The 21,427-nt window shown below is 42.9% G+C and carries 24 protein-coding genes; 23 read left to right on the top strand and 1 reads right to left on the bottom strand.

Features of this window, described 5'->3' with window-relative positions; all coding sequences use genetic code 11:
• Nucleotides 1–175 precede the first annotated feature (175 nt).
• The gene (locus tag AC1ECB_RS23195) at nt 176–493 is read left to right on the top strand and encodes a hypothetical protein (protein WP_485666008.1); all 318 of its coding nucleotides are present in this window, start codon (nt 176–178) and stop codon (nt 491–493) included.
• Between the two features lie 105 nt (nt 494–598).
• Nucleotides 599–1,237, top strand: coding sequence for a hypothetical protein (locus AC1ECB_RS23190; RefSeq protein ID WP_485666007.1), 639 nt, complete (start codon nt 599–601; stop codon nt 1,235–1,237).
• Nucleotides 1,238–1,286: 49 nt separating this feature from the next.
• Here AC1ECB_RS23190 and AC1ECB_RS23185 read toward each other — a convergent pair whose 3' ends face one another.
• On the bottom strand, nt 1,287–1,907 hold the full coding sequence (locus tag AC1ECB_RS23185; RefSeq protein WP_485666006.1) for a hypothetical protein: 621 nt from the start codon (nt 1,905–1,907) through the stop codon (nt 1,287–1,289).
• Between the two features lie 292 nt (nt 1,908–2,199).
• Between AC1ECB_RS23185 and AC1ECB_RS23180 the strand changes: the two genes are divergently transcribed.
• The 21 genes from AC1ECB_RS23180 (at nt 2,200) to AC1ECB_RS23080 (ending at nt 21,424) form a co-directional block, all read left to right on the top strand.
• Nucleotides 2,200–2,499: a hypothetical protein gene (locus AC1ECB_RS23180; protein ID WP_485666005.1), complete on the top strand. Its 300-nt coding sequence runs from the start codon at nt 2,200–2,202 to the stop codon at nt 2,497–2,499.
• Nucleotides 2,500–3,169: 670 nt separating this feature from the next.
• Entirely contained in the window at nt 3,170–4,015 is an 846-nt protein-coding gene (locus tag AC1ECB_RS23175; RefSeq protein ID WP_485669392.1) for a terminase small subunit, read from the top strand.
• A complete protein-coding gene (locus AC1ECB_RS23170; protein WP_485666004.1) occupies nt 4,002–4,658 on the top strand; it encodes a hypothetical protein in 657 nt (218 codons plus the stop codon). The genes AC1ECB_RS23175 and AC1ECB_RS23170 overlap by 14 nt, the downstream gene beginning before the upstream one ends.
• Nucleotides 4,655–5,473 (top strand): hypothetical protein, encoded by an 819-nt coding sequence (locus tag AC1ECB_RS23165; RefSeq protein ID WP_485666003.1) that lies wholly within the window; start codon nt 4,655–4,657, stop codon nt 5,471–5,473. Before AC1ECB_RS23170 ends, AC1ECB_RS23165 begins: the two co-directional genes overlap by 4 nt.
• Before the next feature lie 16 nt (nt 5,474–5,489).
• Nucleotides 5,490–5,738: a hypothetical protein gene (locus AC1ECB_RS23160; protein WP_485666002.1), complete on the top strand. Its 249-nt coding sequence runs from the start codon at nt 5,490–5,492 to the stop codon at nt 5,736–5,738.
• A gap of 15 nt (nt 5,739–5,753) precedes the next feature.
• Nucleotides 5,754–7,835: a portal protein gene (locus AC1ECB_RS23155; RefSeq protein ID WP_485666001.1), complete on the top strand. Its 2,082-nt coding sequence runs from the start codon at nt 5,754–5,756 to the stop codon at nt 7,833–7,835.
• Nucleotides 7,816–7,971, top strand: coding sequence for a hypothetical protein (locus AC1ECB_RS23150; protein WP_485666000.1), 156 nt, complete (start codon nt 7,816–7,818; stop codon nt 7,969–7,971). The genes AC1ECB_RS23155 and AC1ECB_RS23150 overlap by 20 nt, the downstream gene beginning before the upstream one ends.
• 30 nt (nt 7,972–8,001) lie before the next feature.
• Nucleotides 8,002–8,487, top strand: coding sequence for a DUF2829 domain-containing protein (locus AC1ECB_RS23145; protein ID WP_485665999.1), 486 nt, complete (start codon nt 8,002–8,004; stop codon nt 8,485–8,487).
• 16 nt (nt 8,488–8,503) lie between these two features.
• Entirely contained in the window at nt 8,504–9,616 is a 1,113-nt protein-coding gene (locus AC1ECB_RS23140) for a hypothetical protein (RefSeq protein WP_485665998.1), read from the top strand.
• Nucleotides 9,617–9,660: 44 nt separating this feature from the next.
• Nucleotides 9,661–10,608 (top strand): SU10 major capsid protein, encoded by a 948-nt coding sequence (locus AC1ECB_RS23135; protein ID WP_485665997.1) that lies wholly within the window; start codon nt 9,661–9,663, stop codon nt 10,606–10,608.
• A 58-nt stretch (nt 10,609–10,666) separates the two neighbouring features.
• Nucleotides 10,667–10,966 (top strand): hypothetical protein, encoded by a 300-nt coding sequence (locus AC1ECB_RS23130; protein ID WP_485665996.1) that lies wholly within the window; start codon nt 10,667–10,669, stop codon nt 10,964–10,966.
• A 1-nt stretch (nt 10,967) separates the two neighbouring features.
• The gene (locus AC1ECB_RS23125) at nt 10,968–11,513 is read left to right on the top strand and encodes a hypothetical protein (protein ID WP_485665995.1); all 546 of its coding nucleotides are present in this window, start codon (nt 10,968–10,970) and stop codon (nt 11,511–11,513) included.
• A gap of 19 nt (nt 11,514–11,532) precedes the next feature.
• Complete coding sequence (locus tag AC1ECB_RS23120; protein WP_485665994.1) at nt 11,533–12,414, top strand: hypothetical protein; 882 nt, start codon at nt 11,533–11,535, stop codon at nt 12,412–12,414.
• A 15-nt stretch (nt 12,415–12,429) separates the two neighbouring features.
• Complete coding sequence (locus tag AC1ECB_RS23115) at nt 12,430–15,543, top strand: hypothetical protein (protein WP_485665993.1); 3,114 nt, start codon at nt 12,430–12,432, stop codon at nt 15,541–15,543.
• 15 nt (nt 15,544–15,558) lie between these two features.
• Entirely contained in the window at nt 15,559–16,296 is a 738-nt protein-coding gene (locus tag AC1ECB_RS23110; RefSeq protein WP_485665992.1) for a hypothetical protein, read from the top strand.
• Entirely contained in the window at nt 16,289–17,752 is a 1,464-nt protein-coding gene (locus tag AC1ECB_RS23105) for a hypothetical protein (protein WP_485665991.1), read from the top strand. The genes AC1ECB_RS23110 and AC1ECB_RS23105 overlap by 8 nt, the downstream gene beginning before the upstream one ends.
• Nucleotides 17,753–17,755: 3 nt before the next feature.
• The gene (locus AC1ECB_RS23100) at nt 17,756–19,582 is read left to right on the top strand and encodes a hypothetical protein (protein WP_485665990.1); all 1,827 of its coding nucleotides are present in this window, start codon (nt 17,756–17,758) and stop codon (nt 19,580–19,582) included.
• Nucleotides 19,583–19,595: 13 nt separating this feature from the next.
• Nucleotides 19,596–19,853, top strand: a complete 258-nt coding sequence (locus tag AC1ECB_RS23095) for a hypothetical protein (RefSeq protein ID WP_485665989.1) — start codon at nt 19,596–19,598, stop codon at nt 19,851–19,853.
• A 52-nt stretch (nt 19,854–19,905) separates the two neighbouring features.
• Entirely contained in the window at nt 19,906–20,541 is a 636-nt protein-coding gene (locus tag AC1ECB_RS23090; RefSeq protein WP_485665988.1) for a gp53-like domain-containing protein, read from the top strand.
• Nucleotides 20,541–20,855: a DNA-3-methyladenine glycosylase gene (locus AC1ECB_RS23085; RefSeq protein WP_485665987.1), complete on the top strand. Its 315-nt coding sequence runs from the start codon at nt 20,541–20,543 to the stop codon at nt 20,853–20,855. The genes AC1ECB_RS23090 and AC1ECB_RS23085 overlap by 1 nt, the downstream gene beginning before the upstream one ends.
• The gene (locus tag AC1ECB_RS23080) at nt 20,855–21,424 is read left to right on the top strand and encodes a hypothetical protein (protein WP_485665986.1); all 570 of its coding nucleotides are present in this window, start codon (nt 20,855–20,857) and stop codon (nt 21,422–21,424) included. The genes AC1ECB_RS23085 and AC1ECB_RS23080 overlap by 1 nt, the downstream gene beginning before the upstream one ends.
• Nucleotides 21,425–21,427: the final 3 nt, after the last annotated feature.

Raw genomic sequence — 21,427 nt, 5'->3', positions numbered from 1 at the left:
ATACGGCGGCTATCCAATGAGCCGGGGCGTTGTATGGGATAAGCCTAAGAGAGATTTATCCAAGGTTGTTGTGGCAGTTAAAAGACCAAAGGTAGCCAATGCTTAGATTATCAACCTCAGAAGCCTGGGTTGTGGAGTGTAGCCGGACTGAGATTTTGATTCGGGAGGGGTAAGGATGGAATACAGCAGATTGCCTATTCAATACATGCAAAAACCGATTACAGAGTTTATACAGGACCAGGAAGAGTATTTTGCTACTCAGCATAGCGGGGTTACTATTCATAAGGCCAGCGCTGATGATATCGCCAAGTTTGAGGCTGATGCGGCGGCAAAGGCAAAGAGAGAAGCGTTGACCTGCTGCATTAGTGCGGAGGTTGGAGGCAGCCCTAAAGCGGAGAAGAAGCCAGAAGTGCCGTTTGAAGATATACCGCGGAAGCCGCAGCGGTTAGAGCCTCAATACAATCCGATGAAGTTTAGTGATAAGGCTGGATGATAATTCTAGTACAGTTTACATAATAAAAAATATGAGCAGTTGTGAAAAGTTAACTTCTTGTACGCATGTAAGGAAACCGACACAAATAATGAGGGGGAGAGAATCATGGAATTAACAATCAAAGTGACTCGTACAAAAACAGGCCTGCCGGCAATATCCGAGACCGGCGGCGCAATCGGCAAAACAAAGGGATTTGCTCAGATTATCTGCCGTGATGATGGCAGTAAGAAGATTGCTACTTACATACCAAAGCCGGAAGAGATTGAGACCAAAGGCCATGCGGTGTTTGTACTCCAAAAGCATGACTATGTTATTCAGGTCGAGCGTAGCCGGACAACGGTGTATAAGGTCACGATTGCTCAGTTTACCGGTGACATCAATGCGGAGGACAATGCGGTGTTTGTAGTTCGGCATGTTAAGCAGGCCAAGCGATGGGATGTTCAGCCTCCGGAATATCTGCAGCCGGCCATTGATGCAGCGGTGGCAAAAAGTAGCCAGGAGGAGAGTACGGAGGCTGTTTGGTACGAGCGGAAGCAGCCGCCAGTATTGGGAGCGCCAGTTTCATTATCGGCCATTAAAAATCAAGCCCCGGCATTTGCTCAACAGTATGTTCCCGGGTTCGTGGCAATCCAGGATGTCAGGCAGACCGCTGATGATGAGATTTCAGTTTGTCTGACCAATGGAGTGCAGCTTTGTGTTTATATTAAGGCCTGCAGTCCACGGGGTTATAAGGCGGCGGATTAACCAGCCCTAACCAAGACAAATAAACGAGGGAGGGTGACTGAATCATAGCTTACCAAAATTTAAACCATGACAGGAATGACCGTTTGCTTTTATGCTGTTCGCTTATTACCTGCATTAAAAGTTTTTCATCTTGCTCAAGTCGTTCTTCTAACCTCTCAACATTCTTATCGGAGAAACGTTTATAGGCCGGGGAGGGTATTATGTGGTTAGATTGGCGGCTTTTTTGTGTACTTTCGGAATGTTGCTCAAACCAAATTAGGACTAACGCCGCAACTATTCCCCAGAGTGCTGATGTAAAAAGATATGTGAGAACGGTAGTCGCCGCACTTTTTGTGAACAGGGGTACTTTATACAGGGATCCTATTCCAAAGATTATAAACCATACAATAACTCCATAAGTTGCTCCCTTGAATTTTAAATAGTTGTTGTTGATTTTTGGTACTAAATATGCGAATGCGATACCTGTAAATGCGGCGTGCCCAGTTTGAATTATTTGAGCAGTGGCCTGTTCTAAAATGTTATCAGAAATATATCCTAAAAAAATAACAGATACTAGGTCAAGAAATTTGGTTTCCGAATAGCCAAGTTTATATAAGATAAAATTGAGCAAACCCATTACTATTCCGCCAATAGTACCCGCTATGTATCCTCTTACAAATCGATCGTGCAATTTTATCACCTCGCATAGTTATTTACTAGTATTACCTACGGTAGACAATAAATTCATTGAGAATAGTAAAGGGTAGGTGAAAAAATTGAAAGCCATAACAATCCTGCAGCCGTGGGCAAGCGGAAGATATTTTATAAAAATAGAAAAGCCAGAGCTCTGCTTCATACAGTCGCCCTGACTTAAGGAGTTGCGCACTCCGGTAGTAGTATTTCCAAATGATACTAAATACATACAGATAAAGGGCAGCTGGTTTGCCCTATTCGGTTTTTATATATTATGGGGGGTGGGGAGTATGCAGAAGGCACCAAAGTTAATTTATAATAAATGCCATTATTGCGGAGCAGAAATGATATGGGATAAGATGGATTTTCTAAGATGCCCCGATTGTGATGCAGAGAGCCACAGGACAGTTGATACACCGAAAGAAATAAAAAAAACCGTGCTAAAGGCAACTAAAGCGCCGAAACAGTGCATGCATGTCAAGAGCCCTAAATCCGGTGGAAGCAAGAGTAAAGGCCGCAGCACAGCTAAAGAGAAATTAAAAAGGCAATCTACAGGCACTTTATTCCAAAGATTATTTGTCGCCACTTGATATTAATTTGACAAAGTGATAAAATTTAGACAATCGAATCGTGCGCCCTGGGGTTAATAGCCTTAAGGGCGCTTTTCTTATACTCTAATGCCTACCAGGGCCGCTGACTGGTTCCTCCTTTCCGGTTGGCGGCTAATTATACATTGCGTAAAATATGCCAAAAATTATGCCAGAGCCGAAAAGGCTCTTTTCTTATGCCTAACACATATTTCTATTAAGCAACATATTATGTAACAAAGGAGGTTTGATAGAAAAATGAATTATAATCAAGATGGTTGCCAAAAGTTTTGTTTCAAGAAATGTTCAAAATGTGGGCACATGCATCCTCACCAGTGCCCTAAATGTCACTGGGAATGCAAATTAAAGTGTGAAAAATGCCCTAAATGTGACCACTGGTTTGAAGATGAATGTGAATGTCCTAAGTGCCACCAAAAGTGCAGGCATGATTGGTGCGATTAATTTCTTAGAGCGTCCTTCGGGGCGCTTTTATTATGCCCAAAACAGGAGGCGATACCGTGAATGATAAACCAAAACCTAAACCAGTACCAACAACCACATCCATTATCCACCCGCCTACGCCTCCAAGGGGTAAGAAGGGCAGCCGGGTGACTGGGGTGCTGAAATAATAACGATACCGAGCTGGGAGGTGGTGACCTTGTAAGTGCCTCAAATGCACGAATTAGCATTAAGAGACTATATCCTTGGCATGAAGTACAGGGAGATAGCTGAGAAATATAATGTTCCAATGAGTACGGTGAAGCAATGGAAATACAGATACAAATGGGAACGTGACAAACCACTTCGAAAGCCTAAAAATGCTGTAGACAATGTAGACAAAAATAAAAATGTATACAAAGAGTCTACAGTAACCGAACCAGACCCTGAGCTGTCCGATCAGGAGCAGCTCTTTTGTTATCACTATGTTAGGACGTGGAATCTGACGCAGGCGGCTTTGCTTGCTGGATACGCAAAAGGCAGTAATAAGCACAGCGCCCAGGTTCTTGGTAGCCGAGTATACCAGCGGCCGCGCGTTCGGCAGGAAGTAGATCGCTTAAAAGAACTATTCCGCCAGGACCTGCACCTTGATATACAGGACTTTCTTGCGTTCTGTATGAAAGTTGCCGGTGCCGACATAGGCGACTACATCCGCTTTGGTATGGTGGAGAGAGTGGTCTATGATTCTGACGGACCGATGAAAGACGAAGACGGAAAGCTCATAAAGGAACCAATTAGCATGCTTACTATTGGCGAGAGTGAGGAACTTGATACATCAGTCATTCAGGAAGTCAAGCAGGGCAAGGATGGAATTAGCATCAAGCTTGCTGATAAGAAGTGGGCATGGGATCAACTGAGTAAATACTTTGATTGGTTGCCTGACAAATGGCAACGCAAGGTTGATGAGCAAAAACTCGAAATTGCTAAACATAAAGAAGGAATTGGTGAAAACCATCAAGACGATGAATTTAGTCACCTTTCTGATGAAGAATTAGAGGCAATAATTCATGGAGAGACGTGATAAAGAGCGTAAAGCCAAAGCTGCTAAGTGGCTTCACTGGAAACGCAATCCAACTTTGTTTATTGACGAATGCATATGGACTCGCGACGAAGCTGATGCTGGACAAGTAAAGAAATTTCCGCAAAAAGAATATCTGCACAGGATTGACCAACTGTTTATCAGTGAACCAATATTAGCTATACCTAAGTCGCGCCGAATGATGATGACATGGCGATTGCTGGCACTGGTGCTATGGGAAGCCTTATTCCACCGAAATATGACTATATTTATTCAATCAAAGAAAGCAGCTGACAGCGCTTATCTCATGGGCGATGACCGCATTATGTTCATGTATGGTAAGCTACCAGCAATGGGCCTAGGATTTTGGCCAAAGGTCGAAAGAAAAATTAAAGATAATGACGGGAAGGGCTATGAGACAGTACAGCTGTCAAATGGCACTTCTTTTTTTGCTGTTGCAGAAGGGCCGGACCAGTTGCGCCAATATACCGCCAGTCGAGTGTATTGCACGGAAATGGCGTTTTGGGGCACAGCTGAACTGACATGGACAGCGCTCAGGCCGACAATCCAAGGTGGTGGAAAGATCGTGATTGATAGTAGCGCAAACCCTGGATTCTTCCAAAGGTTAATAGAGGGAACATTATGAGTGATATTCAAGGTCTTACTGAATTTCGTACATCTAACGGCGTATATGTTGCCCGAGTCCACTACACTGCAGACCCGAATAAGCGCGATCCCGCATGGATTGAAAATGAAAAGAAAGGTACTACAGCTGCTGCGTGGGAGAGAGAAATGGAGATAAATTTTAATGTGTTTATGGGTAAAGCCTGGTATGAAGAGTTTCGGTTTGATTTTCATGTTGCAAAAGAACCGATCAAGTCAATACCAAGCAGGCCTTTATTTCGTGGATGGGATTACGGCCAGACATTCAATCCCGCTGTGGTATTCTGCCAGACTACTGTTTTTGGTCAATTGTTGCTATTATATCCAGAGTTAAACGGCTTAAATAGTGGACTACATCCATTCGCTAAAGCTGTCAAATCAGAATCAGGGACCTATTTTCCAAACTATCAATTTACGGATTATGGCGATCCTGCTGGCAATAACCGGAGCCCGAACGATGAAAAGAGTGCAACCGACATATTGCGTACAGATTACAGTATAAATGTGTTTCCTGGACCCGTAGCCTTTGGTACGAGATCAGAAGCAATTAGAAAGCTGTTGACAACTACCACCCCGCAAGGGCAGGCGATGCTGCTTATTGATCCGCGCTGCACATTTATGATTGGCGCATTTACTGGTGGCTATCACCGTAAACAACTTGCTTCCGGGCAATTACTAGAAGAACCCGACAAAAACGAATACAGTCACCCAATGGACGCTCTAGGCTATGTTGCAGCGAGCGTTTTTTCTATGCCCGAAAAGAAACCAAGAAACTGGCCTAAAGCCGGGCGCTTATAGAAAGGAGGCGGTTATAGTGAAAATTTATCCCGGCGTCATGTACGACGCCTTTACCGGCAATGCCAACGTAAGTAAAACGTATGACTTCACGATTCAGAGTATTGTGCTGGTTAACACCGGAACGGCAGCCGTTACGATCACAGTCGGCAGCATTACAGCAACAGTCCCAGCCGGCCAAAAGTTTGATGAGCTTGTTATTCCGACGAAGCAGTTTTCGATTGCGGCAACCGGTAATTTCACCTGCATTGTTCGCGCTGCTGGCTAGAAAGGGGTTGATATTGTGGCCGAAGCACTGAAAATACAGCCAGAACAAGAAGATAAGTTGTTAAACTACCTGAAAAACCGGCACACGTCTGCCCAACGATACTATGAGGAAGAAATTGAACCGAAGATAGCAGAGAGAATCGACATTTATTATGCGAAGGAAGCCTTTTACGCCAAGATGTTTGAGCGGCTATCCGAAATATCCAGCCTCACTTCGTCCGATGTAGCCGATACAATCGAATGGGTTATGCCGTCATTAATGAAGATCTTTTTCGGCGGCCAGTCAATTATTCAAATCCAGGGCACACAGGAAGACGATGTGGCGAACGCTGAAACCATGCAGGAACTAATTGACTATCAAATCCAGCGCCGGAACAAAGGTTTCCTGAAGTTTCACAACTGGATGAAGTATGCGCTCATTACTAACATGGCGACAACGAAATGTTACTGGGAACGCGAAACCAAGCCGGTTGCCTTTATACAACAAATGACCCAGCAGGAAATGGACATGCTGCTCCTTTCAAAGCGGCAGGCTAAGATCATTGAAGCCGTGGAGATTGCTCCCGGTCTTTTTAATGTCCGCTGGCAGGAGGAAAAGGTTATTAAGAATCAGCCGGTCATTGACTTTCTGCTGGCCAGTGAATTCCGGTTTGCTCCTAATGCCCGGGATGTTGACGAACTGGACTTTTCAGAACATGTCCAGGCCGTGACATTGGACTCTATCCGGCGTAAAGTAAAGTCCGGTCACTACCGGAAATTAAGCGATGATGACGAGAAAAAACTGGATGGGCTGACCTATACCCGCCTAGACGAGGCGACGCGGCGTTTTACCTGGCAAAAGGATTGGGAAGCAAACGATGACACCCCGAACAAAAAGGTTGAAGTCCGCGAAACCTACGTCAAATACGATGTCAACGATGACGGGTTAGTGGAAGATGTTATTGTCTGGTGGTCCGGAGATATCATCCTGCGTACTGAAGAGAATTCTCTTGGTCGGCATCCGTTCTTTTCGCTGTCGCCGACATTGGACCCGCATCAGTTGTTTGCTGAACGCGGCTTTAGTGAAATGATTGCCCAAATTCAGCATCTCAAAACAGCGCTGTTACGACTGCTGGTTTACAATATCACCCTGGCGAACAATCCGCAGGCTGCCGTCGATATGACCAAGTTTCAGGACATTGATGACTTACTGGAAGGACGGCAATATTGGCGCATTAACGGCGATCCGCACAATGCTGTTTTGCCGATTCCGAGCAGTCAAGTTTCTCCGCTTACCATGCCGTTCATGGAGTACTTGGAAGGCCAGAAGGAGAATAAAACCGGGATTACCCGGTATAACCAGGGTGCTGATGCTAACAGCTTGAACAAGACTGCGACTGGCGTGAGCATGATCATGGGGGCCGCGAATCAGCGTCTGGAACTGATTGCCCGGATTTTTGCCGAAACAGGCTTTGTCCAGTTGTTCAAGTACATTGCCATGCTGAACCAATTGTACATTGACGATGACACCACTATCCGGCTGACCAATAAAGTGCTTCGCATTAATCCGGCGAACCTGTCCGGTGACTTCGACTTTGTTATCGCTGCAGGTATTGGCACAGGCACAAAAGAGGTCAATATTCAGCAACTGCAGTTACTTTTAGGCATGTATCCGCAATTATTACAGATGCGAATTGCTACACCGCAGAACGTTTATAAATGCGTGAAAAAACTGATTGAGGAAATGGGCTATAAGAATTCAGATGACTATGTGACTGATCCGCAGCAGCTTATGCAGCAGATGGAGCAAGAAGAGAAGGGGCCGGACGTTAAGACGACACAGTCGCTGCGTATTGATTTCGATAATCTGCCGCCAAATGTAAAGGCTCAACTTTTGCAGGCTCAAGGTATCCAAGCCTCTCCAGATGACTTCGTGGCTAATCTAAAATTACAGACGGCTGCCAAAGCAGCAGAGAAAGGAGGAATGCCGATTGGACAGGGAGCAGAAAGCCAAGCTGGAGGCCCAGGTGCTCCAGGGGGAGACGGCGGAGCAGGTATTGGATTGGACGCGCTCCTGGCTGCAGGAATACCGCCAGGGGTTGCTCAAGGCACTGCCTGATACGCCGGATGAGCAGGTACTATCCCTAAAATACAAGGCTGTAGCTGTTGGGGAGTTTGTCCATGCCCTGGCCGCGGCTATTAATGGGGGAAAGGTTGCACAACAGGTTTTGGATAGTAATAAAGGCGGTGAATAGCCGTTATTTTTATTTAAGGAGATGTTTTTAGTGGACAAGTACATTGGAGTAAAAATAATTCACGCTGAGCCTATGACGCGGGGTGATTATAACAAATTCAAAGGATGGACAATTCCGCAGGATGAAGATCCAAATGACGAAGGCTATCTTGTGAAATACAAAGATGGATATATTTCTTGGTCACCAAAAGGAATCTTTGAAGACTCAAACCGCAAGACCGATGGTATGACATTTGGGCTTGCCGTGGAAGCCCTGAAAAAAGGTTTTAAGGTATGCCGTAAAGGTTGGAATGGAAAAGGCATGTTTATTTATATGACTGTTGGTAGTATTATTCCTGCGGTTAATCTTAAACTGGAAACAGCAAACCATCTTTATGGCGAAAGATTGCTCGAATGTGATGAATGTGTTGAAATAAAGTCACATATCGATATGAAGGCAGCTGACGGAACAATTACTATAGGCTGGAACCCATCACAAGTAGATATGCTTGCCGATGACTGGCAAATAGTTGAATAAGGAGGGAACATAACCCATGGAAGAATACAAACTTAATTCATTTGGCTTACAACTCTTTGCCGATAATGGTGGCGACGCTGGCGATGATACTGGCGATCAGGGCAATGAAAACATTGATCTTGATGTCAATGACGATGAGGGTGGCAGTGAACCATCCGGCGATCCAATAGCAATTCCCAACAAATTGGGACTCAACAAGGACGGCGACCTGGAGTATATCGAAGATGATGATGACGGTACCGAAGATGGAGAAGAGGGCAACGACGATGATGGCGAAGGCGGCGAGAAAGAAAAAACTGGTGAGCCAGCCAAGCAAACAACAGACCAGGGAGATGATGACGGCGAACAGAAGCCGTCTTTTTATTCGCCCGAAGAACTGTTTTCGATTGCATCCACCAATATAGCCGATTTAGACCCGGCGCGTATTCCACCCGAATCACTGCCGCTGTACCGGGCGCTTGTAGCCAATCAGGTCAAAAAACCGGATACCAAACCTCCGGAACAGAAACCGGTTGACAAAGCGCCTACTCCGGAAGAACTGGCAGAGCAAATTGCAGAAGCTGCTATGAAATCGGTTGTTGAAGAACTTCGCGCTAAAGGGGAAGAATTCGATGAGTACAACATGGCACATCAACGCATGTTGTTCCGGGCCGAGGCAAAGCTTGAGCGCTATCTTGAAAAATCGGCCGCGCAGAAACGAAGTCAGGATGAATCCAGGAAAAGCGTTTATTCGAAAATTGAAAGCAAGGCCAAGGAACTGCAAAAGCAAGCAGGCACTGAATTTGCCAACGTTGATAAACTAGCGCAAACGCATATCCATTCGATGCCGTTTTCGAAGGCTGCGCCCATTGCTGCGGCTATTGAACGCTTAAATAAAGGAGAGGCTACAGAAGCCGATATTCCTGTCTTGGAAGGGTATTGGGAAGAATGCCGGCGTGAGTATTTCGCCAAGAAGACTGGGGTAACTAAGGAACCCAAAAAGGTACCGCCACAAACTTTAAAACCCGGTAATGACAAGGAAGTCAAAGAAAAATTAAATCCAAGCGAAATAGGCAAGATGAACCAGGATGAACGCATTGAGTATTACAAGCGTACTGGTTTTGCTGACAGGATTGCTAATCTCGGCTAATTGCCGGGGCGCAATATAAAAAATGATCAGGAGGAATGACAATAATGGCAAAAGGTTCTCAAAGCTATACCACTGTCGGGACAGTCGAAGATATTTCAGATATCATCACTAACATTGCTCCCGACGATACGCCGCTTTTAACAATGTTCGGAAAAGGAAAAGCAGACAATACTACAGTATCCGAACTCAATGACGCGTTGCCGACCCCGCAGAATGACCCGCAGTTAGAAGGTTCCGACTATGTACCGGAAGAAGTGGACGCCCGATCCAGAATCGACAACCACACTCAGATTTTTGACCGCGTATTTTATATCACGACAACTCAGCAAGCGGTTAAAAAGCACGGTGTTAAAGATGAAGTTCTCTATCAACTTGATAAATATATGAAAGGCATTGCCATGGACCTGGAAGCTGTGCTGGTCACGTCGGATACGACTGCTCAGCATACGGCAACCGTTCCTGGGCGTATGGGTGGCATTCCGTACTTCAATACGATTAATATTATTGATACTTCTACACGAACTCCGGCTAACGTATTTGATGAAGAAGGCTTCAACGATGCCATTGAAAAGGCATGGACAGCCGGTGGCAATCCTAAAATTGCCGTGATGACCATGAAAGAAAAACGAAAAGCCAATAACACGTTTGGAAAAGACTCCGGGACCACTAAACAACGCAACCAAACAGAGAAGAAAGCGGTTGCTCCGCTGGACTTCTATGAATCGGACGCTGGCGTGATTAAGCTGATGCCACACCGGATGATTAACCGCGTGGTAGATGCTACAACTGGTAAACTGGGTGCTCTTAAAACTACCGGTCGCAGGGTGGAAATTATTGATCCGCAGTATTTCAAACCGGCTTTTTTGATTCCGTTCCATGTCGAGGAGTTGGGCAAGAAGGGCAAGCGCTATGAAAAGGCGATTACCGGTGAAGTAACGTTGCGGTGCCGTTCTAAGGAAGCCCATGCGGCTATGACCGGCATTGGTGCTTAAAATTTAAGGGGAGGGGATAACCCTCCCTATTACTTTACAGAAATGACGGTGATTATAATTGATTATTGGCCAAGAGCTCCAGCAGGATGGCAATAAAATAATTTTGGTAAATCATATTGACGATACGGCATTGCGACAATTGTGCCATGAAGAGAAAAAGGCTATTGGTAAAGGCTTTACACCAGACAAAACTATGCGCAAATTTGGCTCTGTATCCCCCTCGCTTTTGCAGGCAGACCCTTTACTACGGGAAGGATTTCAGGCTGAGATGGCCGGGGACGATGAATGGGCAGACCGGTGCTATCGGCTTTTTTTTCGTCTGAATCCAGCATATCGTTGTTCTGAAGGGGGGATATGACATGACGGTTGCCCAGTTGCTTTATAAAGCCCGCATTAAACTTAATGATCCTAATAAGACAAAAATTAGTGATTATAGCTTGATGGATGCGTTGAAAAGTGTGTTGACAATCATTTCAACAGCGTTAGGTAATACTACATCCAATTTATTGATTACGAAGGCTGAAATACCTTTGAGTAACGGTGTCGGAGATTTGCCGGCAGATTTTCAGTCACTGGTTTCTGTTGAAAACGGTTGGAGACATGCTCCGCTTAATCGTCAGCCTGACCGTGGGGAGTTTCAGTTACTGGGTGATAAGATTTATGCAAACGAATCGACCATTCAGATACTTTATAAAAGACAATTACAGGTCAGTTCGACAAGTGACCCGGTGCCATTACCAGACAGTTACACGGAATTATTAATTAAGTTTATAAAAATTATTGTTGCTGATGACGTGACAAAAACGGACGATGAGCTTTTGCAAATGATCAGCCCGGAAGTTTACCGTCTGGCGGCTGGACGTGAACGGACAGAATTGCGGCAGCAGCTTATTTTTCGCGTATAAGGGCAGGTGAAATAGTAAAATGAACTGGGAAAAGCTACCTGTTTTTATAGATGATTTACTTACTACGCTGACAACTGTATGGAGTAGTCAGAAGGTTCACGATGAAATAGAGACTGTTAGAGTTGATCTGCAAAATAAGATTACAACAATTGAGGCAGGCGGAACAACATACACAAACACTGCACTAACTCCAACAGCAGTAGGTGGTATTGCGGCGGGTTCAACATTTAATGAAAGAACAATGCAACAAATGTGGGACGCACTTCTTTATCCATATCAGTCACCTACATTTACTGCGTTTGCTATTTCGGGATTATCAACGTCACTTGAAGTAGGAGATACTATTCCTGCTTCAAAAACTATTACTTGGTCAACAAGTAATAGTCCTGATATTCTTGCAAATAGTATAGGGATTCGAGACGTAACCAATAGTACCGATTTAATTACCGGAATAGCAAATGATGGTACAGAATCAGTAACTACTAGTACGATTAGTAAAAGCACAGCTACATCGCACACATTTCGCATTACTGGTACAAATTCACAATCTAGTACTTTTAGTCGAGATCTCACAATTAATTGGATGTGGAAACGCTATTATGGTGAAAGTACTTCTTCCGGGTCGCTAGTTGAGGCAGATGTTAAAGCACTAAGAGTTAACGGACTGTCATCCGGTTTTGCTGGAACATATTCATTTAACTCCGGTGGATATAAATATATTGCCTATCCAGCGGTACTTGGAACAGCTGCGACTTTTAAAGATCCAAGTACTAATTTTGATGTAGCGATGCAAGAACCGTATCTAGTGTTACTTACTAATTCTTTCGGCATAGCTACATCTTATCGTGTTCATCGGACTACTAATGTTTTAGGCAGTGCTATTAACATTGCGATAAGTTAGAAAGGAGGAGAATTTATGAGTACTATTCCTGGAAGTGTACGTGTAACTGGTTTTGTTGCTCCGACGGATAGTTCAGATACATATGCCGCAACGGATGAACAATATAATCGTGGCGGGTATAGAACTGTAGCAGATATCACTGCACGCGATGCTATTACTGCTGATCGTAGAAAAAAGGGCATGCTGGTATATTGTGAAGAGGATATGAAAACATATCAACTTAAAACAGGTATTACAAACTCTAACTGGGTAGAGTATTCTACTTCTGGCGGGGTTGATATGGGTATACAGATATACATATTTAATACTCAGGCAGAAATGTTAGCCACCACTACTTTTCATATTAATGATAAATGTATTACTCGTTGTTATGCAGATGAGGGCGATGATGGTGGAGGAGAATACATTATTGTAAATGCAGCTACTGCCGCCGGTAAAACTTGGGCATTACCTATTGCTAAAAAGACTCCCGCGGATACTTCTGATGACGCAACTACGGATCCCCAACTTTACGCGATGTGCACCAATCAAAAAGTAGTAACCTATAAAATGTGGGGTGCTCCGCTTAATGGCGTTGATGATGATGGTCCGGCGATGCGTAAATGTCATAAATACGCTGATAGTGTTTATAAAATGGATAGTTCTGGAAACTTAAAACAGTACTTGTGTAAAGTAGAAAATCACCAAGGCACTATATATAAGAAAGATACAGACTGCATCAATTTCTGTTCAGATATAGATTTGAGTGGTTCCACAATACTAGTAGACGATACGAACGCAAGTTGGTTCGGCTACTATGTATGGGGTGAAGTTGATAGCTTAGTTTGGGACTTTGAAGCATCAGCAGAAACTAAGGCAACATTTGAACAAGACAATTTTGTTATCCAACAGCCTACTACTAGTGAAGATAAATTACCTGCAAACTGTGTATTAAAACTTGAAGAAGACCCATATTCTGCGCGTGACGATGCTGGGTATTTGTATACTGTAGCCCGGAGAGAACTGATAATACATGATGGTGATGGTCTCTGTTCTTCTCCCTTTACTGACGAATGGGTAAATGCTGGTGGCGTTGAGATCAATTGCCAAGTATCTGATTTGGTGAATGGTGGATATATCAGTATGCAATCATTTACTAAATTTGTCACTTCTTACACGTTTATACCTAATATTCATGGAACTTTCATTGGGTGTGACGTAAAGTTTAATACTTCCGCGAATAAATATTGTTCAGTGGCTTGGGTCAAACGTCACAATGCAACAATTAGGGACTTCATATTTAGACCAAACTTAGCTGCTTTACACAATACTAAGTTCAAAAATACAATGATTTATATATGGGATTCCTATAATGTAAGAGTTCAAAACTTGCAAGGTTTGAATGCCGCCGGTCAAAAAGAGAGTGGTACAAATGGTACTTCTGGGTACATTCTGCGCATGACAAACTGCTCCGACGTATATGTAGAAGATTGCCGTATGCAAGGTTATTGGGGTGTTACTGCAATGGACAGTGTTAAAAATATCTACTTTAAACGCTGTCATATGAATCGTCTTGATATCCATGACTATTTCTATAATTTATATGCAGACGAATGTACTTTTTACAACCATGGTATTCAAATTGGCTATGGCAGAGGAGTAGCAAGTTTTACAAATTGTAACTGGTATTGGAATGATATTCGAAATGACAGTTATCCTTCTTCTCATTTAGTAGAGTTTGACATTACCTATGGGAGAATATTCGAGGGTACAGTTTATGTTGATAATTGTAGAGTATACACGAAAAATCCTGCTGATGGAGAATTCAAACTATTTTATATGGAATTTTCTCCAACAGCAACAGCGATCACCAAACATTTCAAAATACCTGAGATTATCTGTAAAAATGTTCAAGTCTATACGAATGTGCCAGGCACATATTTCTTTGGTTTTAAAGTTGCGGGTACTCGAAAAGCAACTACTGGTACTGTCGCCCCTTCTCATGAAACAAATTATTCAAATGATGGCACAGTTAAATGGCATTATATAGGCCGTGGAGTGAATTTTGGTGGTTCTAATACAAATATATCAGTAGATCAAATCCTAAGAGTTTATGATACCTTCCTGGACGTAGATAAGAAAACTCAATTCTATAATATTAGATATTATAAATGCACTGGAGCAGGGACACTTGATTGGGGTACTAAGCCTACAGACAAAACAGGTAACTCGATTACTTGTGGCTCTGCAACATTAGTATATATGTCAGACGCATTATGGCAATCTAAACATGCTTATTCTGTTGGTGCTATATGTGCTACTAACCCTTCTAACTTCTATCCATTGTATATATTCCAGTGTGTAACTGCAGGAACGTCTGCTGGATATTTCCCTACTCATACGAGTGGTACAGTTATTGACGGTGTAAATGACGCTGTACAGGAAGCCGATTCTTGTTGGTGGACTTATGCCACAATAAAAGGAAATTGGTGTCTTGATTGGGAAACAAAGATGGTTGTTACTACTGGACAAATAATTATGGCAGAGGGAAGAATATATGAAGTTATTAAAGGAGGAACTCTCGACCAATATCCACCTTATGACACGTATTGGTTTGGAGAAAGTGATTGTGGTACTGCTAGACTAAAATTTATTGGATTAAAATGGAAACCTAAACAATGGTATAAACTAAACAGTTTTTGTGAAGCTGACGGACGTATATACCAGTTAGCAAATCATGACGGCACTACCAGCGGTAAAATGCCAGTTCCAGGGAATGCATATTGTGTTGACGGAGATCACATTTGGAAATACGTTTCTACTGGCACAAGTGGTACTGCATGGACAGCTAGTACTTCATATAGTACTGGTGGTCAAGTAGTATCTAATGGAAACATATATGAGTGTGTATATGACGGCAAAGTTATATTACCTAACAATATAATCTTTGAGAACATTCAGACCAACATGACTAGTGGTTTGAATGTTTTTTGGTTCTATCCTGGTTGTGACGTTCCTACTAAACAAGGGGATAAGACTTGGAAGGTTATTTTAAGAAATTGTCCTGAGTTAAAGACTACACCTTATGGAAGTGTAACAACTTACTTTGGCCATACTGGGAATATTGAACCAACATATGCAACGTCCTAATGGAGGTTACGTTTTATGATTATTTCTAGTGGCAGTGGAACCGGAAATTCCACAGTAACCTTACCTCAATATGGGATCAGTTTAAATATGATCAACGATGGCGCCGCAGCCCTAACGGTAACTGTAGGCGCCATTCCTATTGTTGTAAAGGGGCTTGAACAATTTAATGGGGAGTTTGCACCGTTTAACACGCTTAGTATCACCGCTACAGGTGTGTGGCGGTATGTGGTTGGAGATAACGAAACAGCGATTGTCGAAACTAGTCCTAATTCAACAATCGCTAGTCTTCTTCGGCGTATAAGAGAGCGCATTACTGACACAGATGCAATTGAATTTGAAGACATAGAACTGGTTGGGTATCTGAATGACGCTATTGACTGGCTCAGTTTACAGCTGATACAAGCTAAAGATTCTGAAATGGTTAAAGATTTAACTGTCACAGATGATGTTATTATTCCTGTAGCATATCATTCGTTATGTGGTGTGTTTCCTGTTGAGATTACCGGGAACAAGTGTAGGATACTTGATGGATCAACCTCAGTACCTATACGTTATTTTGCCGTTAAGGATCACGTTAGCTATATGGCTGTATCAAGTTACTACGATCTTCTGTATTCACCGTTTAGGCCTTTTTACGATACTCTGCTTATTCAAAGGACAGCAATATTAGCGTTAAATCGTAATGCTGATGATATCTCTCAAGATGAAAAAATTCTAGCACAACAGGCCGCAGGTGGTGTTGTGAATGCCTAGACCATCCACGCGTAATAAGAACGGAGAACCAACTACCTTCGCTGACTTTAGCGGTGGCTTGCGTCTGGATATTCCGGCAAGTAGTTCACTGTTTGCCGAAAACATGCTGCAAACCGCGCTTAATGTTGAGCTTGATTATGTAACAGGTAGACTTAAAACTGTTGATGGATTAGAAAAAGTTTTACAACTGCCGGAAAAAGCAGATACACTTTTTTATAACCGCAATGACAATTATTTCTTGGTTAACTGTGGCCGGACGCTGTATAAGCTGTCCGGTTATTTATCGCCCGTTTCGGCAATCGAGAGTATAGGAACATTAACGGGGATCAGGCGTCCAAATTATGCTGTTTACAGTAATTACACAGCTATCGTAAGTGGTGGCCGGGTGCAGTATTACGGGTATAAGCAGGCATTAACCGCGGTTGCGTCTTCTCCTGCTTCTACTATGTGTTATGTTCGCGGCGGTCGGCTTTGCGTTGCCAATTCCGATGGGATGCGTATCAGCATGTGCGGGGCCAACGATATCACTAACTGGCAGACTGGTTCAACTTCTAGTGATACCTGGACAGAACAAGATTCATGGTATGCTGATATCGCACCTGGTACTGGTGGCATTGCGGCTATGTGGCAACTTGGGAGTAATATTATCGTTATTAAAAGTTCAGGTAAAACGTATCGCTTTGTTGGGGATGATCCTGAAGCATTTCAGAACTATGAAGGACCAGATGGAGTATACACAGTAGGACAGGACGGACTTATTGCTGTTGGCAGCGACTTGTACTACATAGGCAGTGACGGGTTTAACGCTTTGTCTTTTGCGAGTGAAGAGTACAGTTCGCTGAAGACAGCAGCTGTTGGAGCCGGAGTCAATAAAGAACTGCTGCAGGGTGTAAGTCAAAATGCACGTATTTGGGATGTGGCACCGAAAAAACAGCTTTGGGTACGGGCCGATGATTTAGGTACAACTTATCTATTTCATTATTCCCTAGGTATTTGGACTATGCGTAAGTTTAGTGTACCAATAGATGACGTATGCGTAGTAGGTAGCGTGGTTTATGTACTAGTCGGCAATACAATTTATAAGCTGAAAGAAACATCTAATACTGAAGTAAATGGTAACCTCATTACTGTGAAAGTGAAGGGTAAGCTCCATACCGGAATGGACGACTTTCTAATTAAGCGCATAGGTGTATCAGTAGATGCTCTCAGTGATGTCGATGCCAAGGTGTCTATTGGTAAGTTAGAGTTGCCAATAGGTTATGTATCAAATAGTCCTTATGTTTATGATCAAACCGGATATGTCTATGATGCTAATTACCCTATTTGGACATTGGCCCGTACAACTAAAGCACAGAAACGGCAGGTATACCGCTGCAATGAATTTGCATGGGAGCTTACTAGTACTAAGGGTACATTTGCGTTAAATCATATTAAGCTTGAAATAGTGGGTGTATAGCATATGGCGACCAAAAAATTAGATGTAAACATAACCAAGGAAGCTATTGAACGAAATTTCATTTCACTGAATACGATAGTAGCCGCCTACGATAAGCAGATAGCTGCACTACAAAGCGGTATAACGAATACAGGTTTAAATGATAACGCTAAAAAAGAACTTGCCATATTAATTGATAAGTACAAAACAGAAATTAACACTTACGTTAACAATGCTGTTGCGGGTGTTAGTTTTGATTTAAATGACTATCAGTGTTTATACACTAATATCATAGCAAAAGAATACGTCAGCCTCAAAATCATTGACAGTTTAAAGGCTGAAAAATCTCGGCTTTATTATAATATCGGTACCGGCACGTGGCAGATATCCTATGGTGGAGCAAATCCTTCCGATATCATTACGAAAATGGAAAACTTAGTTAGTGGCGCGGTATACAAATATAGGGATGTAGCTACTTATGACAGTAATGCCGCAGGGACACTTACAGGAACATTAAAAATAACTTTACCTGTAAGCTGGTCAAGTACAATGCTACGAATTAAAATTGTAGGGTATGACTACAGTGATGTTGGTGGCGCGTGGGAATTGACAATTAGTGGATATAACTTCGCTGATACGAGCACATGGCGGAATACATCAATTGATATATCTAATTACGCCCCATTCTCGTCTGTAAGGTTTGCTCATGATGGTACTAAGTGCTGTATCTTACTAGGTACCACAGCTACAACTTGGGTTTACCCTAAGATAGTTATATCTGAAGTAGTTACTGGTTTCGGTAATCAAACGGCATTTTTATCCGGTTGGTTAATGGCTTTAATTACAGATGAAACAGGGATAACGACTTCTGCTGCACCTATTACGCGGCAAACAGTTGTAAAGGCCGAAAGCCTGGTTAGTGGTTTGATTTATAAGTACCGTGATGTAGCTGCCTATAACAATAACGGCAACATTACAGGAACATTAAAAATAACCCTACCTGTAAGCTGGTCAAGCACAATGCTGCGAATAAAAATTGTAGGCTACGACTACAGTACTACTGGAGGCGCGTGGGATCTAGTAGTTAGTGGGTACAATTATACTGACCCAGATGTAAGCGTATGGATAAACACGTCTGCCGATGCATCAAGTTATATACCATTTTCGTCTGTTAGGTTTGCTCATGATGGTACTAAGTGCTGTATTTTGTTAGGTACTACTACTACGGTTTGGGGGTTTCCCAAAATAGTTATATCTGAGGTAGTAGCTGGCTACAATAATCGTGCGGCATTCTCGTCTGGTTGGGCAATGGAGATAATTACGGATGAAACAGGAATAACAACTTCTGCAACTCCAACAATACGACAAACAGCAACTACTAAGAACCCCACATTTACAGGAGTAGTAACTACAGCAGGACAGATAAAATTTCCTGCAACTGCTAATCCCAGTACAGACCCAAACATACTTGATGATTATGAAGAAGGGACATTTACACCTTATGCCTATGGAACAACCTCAATCGGAGAGGGTACTTACGTTACAGTATTAGGTAAATATACAAAAGTAGGAAATGTTGTTAATTACAATATAATATTGTCATGGACTGCACATACAGGAACGGGGTATGTAAGAATAGGGGGATTACCATTTACAGTTAGTAGTCATACCTCTGTAGTTAATGTATTGGCTAGTGGAATTACATTTAGTACTCAACTATCCGGGTATTTAGCAGCCAGTGGTAATATTATTTCATTATTACAACAGGCATCCGATACAGTCATTTCATTTGTACCAATTAGTACTGCGGTTCCCTCGTTATATATAACAGGAACTTATTTTGTAAGTTAAAGGAGAGATTAATATGGCATTAGAAAAAGTTAGCGCCATTGACAAAATTGAGGTTCTAGAGTCGGGATGCATTCAGGTACGCAGGGTAGATAAGATTCTTGAGGATGGCCTGGAGATATCCAAAAATTATCATCGTCATGTACTCAGTCCTGGTGATGACCTAACTAATGAAGATTCAAGAGTTGTTGCTGTGGCAAATGCTGTTTGGACAGAGGAAGTTATTGCGAATTATAAAGCTAGTCAAGCAGTAGAATCGAATGTTCCGGTATAATAGAAACCACTAAAGACGCATAGGCGTCTATTTTTATTGGAGGTGCATACCAGTGGCAAACACATATTCACCAGGGTATCCGGTCAATTCTGCTGCAGGTTCCGCAGGCGGTGATACAGTTAAAGCAGCGATAGACAAGCATATAGCTGAATTTTTAAAGGCCTACGCAGACCTAACAGCATTATATCAACAAGTCCTTCTAGAATTGCAGTACGCTAATGTTGATACAGTTGACGGAAAACATGCAGACGGTACTGCAAATAATATTCCGCTTTTAAATAGTTCGGGAAAATTGACTAATGATGTTGACAATACAGCAATTAAAACTACTACTTTAACAATAGGCACTACGAGTATTAGTGATCTGATTGCAAGCAAATCACTAGGCAGTTCCGGCAATTCATTGTCAACTAGTGGCTATCAAATTTTAAGTAACGGACTTTGCTTTCAATGGGGGACAAACTTTGTCCCCTCTGGTGGCAGAGTGACTGTCAGTTTCCCTAAAGGGTTTACACAATGCTATGTCGTTTTAGCAACTGATGCAAATAAAGCTTTCAACAGATGCTGTACTGTAGGAGATATATCAGCTACTACTTTTAGTATTGCTTTATCTGATGACGATGCTGACCCCATGAGCGGTAATGTTAATTGGCTGGCGATTGGCCTAGTAGATGTCAGTAGCTCATAATGAGAAAATGGATTTGCTTATATGAAAAGAAAACAGGAGAACAATTCCGAGGCTGGCCGGAGGCTGACGTTGTATTTGATGCAGAGCACGGATTCTGTGTATGCATTCAAGACGGCGCCGTACTGATTATCGGGGAAGTGTGCGGTGATGGTCAATATTGGCTTTCCCACTTAAGTAATAAAGCAAAAGGATTAGGTTGCACGAAACTCAGGTTCTGGACAAAACGAAACCCGGCAGCATTTACCCGTAAGTTCGGGTTTACGCTGACCGGGTTTTCTGATGGGCATTATGTTTTAGAAAAGGAGGTCACTTGATGAGTGGTATAGGTAAAGCATTATTCGGCTCAAAGGACAAGGTAAAAACCACAGCGGCCAGCCTCTATCCGGCAAGTCAAACACAAACTAATCTGCAAAACCAGTTATATGACAGTACCAGCAGTATTCTGAATGGGGCTGCGGATAATTACAATACAGGTACGGGGCTGCTTTCTCAGGCTGCTAGCGGTCAACTATCAGGAGATACTGCGGCTAATTTACAAAACCAAGCAATGAATTTATACAACCAGCAGGCAGGATCTGTTGCTAACAACATGGCGTTCAAAAACCTTGGCAGTAATACTATGACGCAGAACGCACTATCCAAGGCTTCCTCGGATGCCTCAGACTGGTATATGAATAATTACTTAAACGCTTTACAGACGCAGGGTAGCTTGGCCAACTCTTTAGCAAGTCAAGGTTTAAGCGCGACGCAACCAGCGAGTAGTTTATATACCGGGCTGCTAAATCAACAAACAGCGCTTTCCAGCCCAGCCCAGACAACTGTAAAAAAAGGCAGTAGTGGATTGCTCGGCTCGGCACTCAGCGGATGGGCGACAAAATGGTAAGGA

Source organism: Sporomusa sp. 246TCP1, assembly GCF_057319775.1.
Note: the sequence above shows the minus strand (reverse complement) of the source record. Positions and strands in the feature narration are given on the sequence as shown.

Bases quoted from the DNA above. Each gene is read 5' to 3' on its own strand.
- AC1ECB_RS23140 (WP_485665998.1), top strand. From the start codon at position 8,504: ATGGAAGAATACAAACTTAATTCATTTGGCTTACAACTCTTTGCCGAT.
- AC1ECB_RS23100 (WP_485665990.1), top strand. From the start codon at position 17,756: ATGGCGACCAAAAAATTAGATGTAAACATAACCAAGGAAGCTATTGAA.
- AC1ECB_RS23135 (WP_485665997.1), top strand. From the start codon at position 9,661: ATGGCAAAAGGTTCTCAAAGCTATACCACTGTCGGGACAGTCGAAGAT.
- AC1ECB_RS23190 (WP_485666007.1), top strand. From the start codon at position 599: ATGGAATTAACAATCAAAGTGACTCGTACAAAAACAGGCCTGCCGGCA.
- AC1ECB_RS23110 (WP_485665992.1), top strand. From the start codon at position 15,559: ATGATTATTTCTAGTGGCAGTGGAACCGGAAATTCCACAGTAACCTTA.
- AC1ECB_RS23170 (WP_485666004.1), top strand. From the start codon at position 4,002: ATGGAGAGACGTGATAAAGAGCGTAAAGCCAAAGCTGCTAAGTGGCTT.
- AC1ECB_RS23105 (WP_485665991.1), top strand. From the start codon at position 16,289: ATGCCTAGACCATCCACGCGTAATAAGAACGGAGAACCAACTACCTTC.
- AC1ECB_RS23080 (WP_485665986.1), top strand. From the start codon at position 20,855: ATGAGTGGTATAGGTAAAGCATTATTCGGCTCAAAGGACAAGGTAAAA.
- AC1ECB_RS23120 (WP_485665994.1), top strand. From the start codon at position 11,533: ATGAACTGGGAAAAGCTACCTGTTTTTATAGATGATTTACTTACTACG.
- AC1ECB_RS23180 (WP_485666005.1), top strand. From the start codon at position 2,200: ATGCAGAAGGCACCAAAGTTAATTTATAATAAATGCCATTATTGCGGA.
- AC1ECB_RS23165 (WP_485666003.1), top strand. From the start codon at position 4,655: ATGAGTGATATTCAAGGTCTTACTGAATTTCGTACATCTAACGGCGTA.
- AC1ECB_RS23085 (WP_485665987.1), top strand. From the start codon at position 20,541: ATGAGAAAATGGATTTGCTTATATGAAAAGAAAACAGGAGAACAATTC.
- AC1ECB_RS23095 (WP_485665989.1), top strand. From the start codon at position 19,596: ATGGCATTAGAAAAAGTTAGCGCCATTGACAAAATTGAGGTTCTAGAG.
- AC1ECB_RS23115 (WP_485665993.1), top strand. From the start codon at position 12,430: ATGAGTACTATTCCTGGAAGTGTACGTGTAACTGGTTTTGTTGCTCCG.
- AC1ECB_RS23175 (WP_485669392.1), top strand. From the start codon at position 3,170: ATGCACGAATTAGCATTAAGAGACTATATCCTTGGCATGAAGTACAGG.
- AC1ECB_RS23125 (WP_485665995.1), top strand. From the start codon at position 10,968: ATGACGGTTGCCCAGTTGCTTTATAAAGCCCGCATTAAACTTAATGAT.
- AC1ECB_RS23195 (WP_485666008.1), top strand. From the start codon at position 176: ATGGAATACAGCAGATTGCCTATTCAATACATGCAAAAACCGATTACA.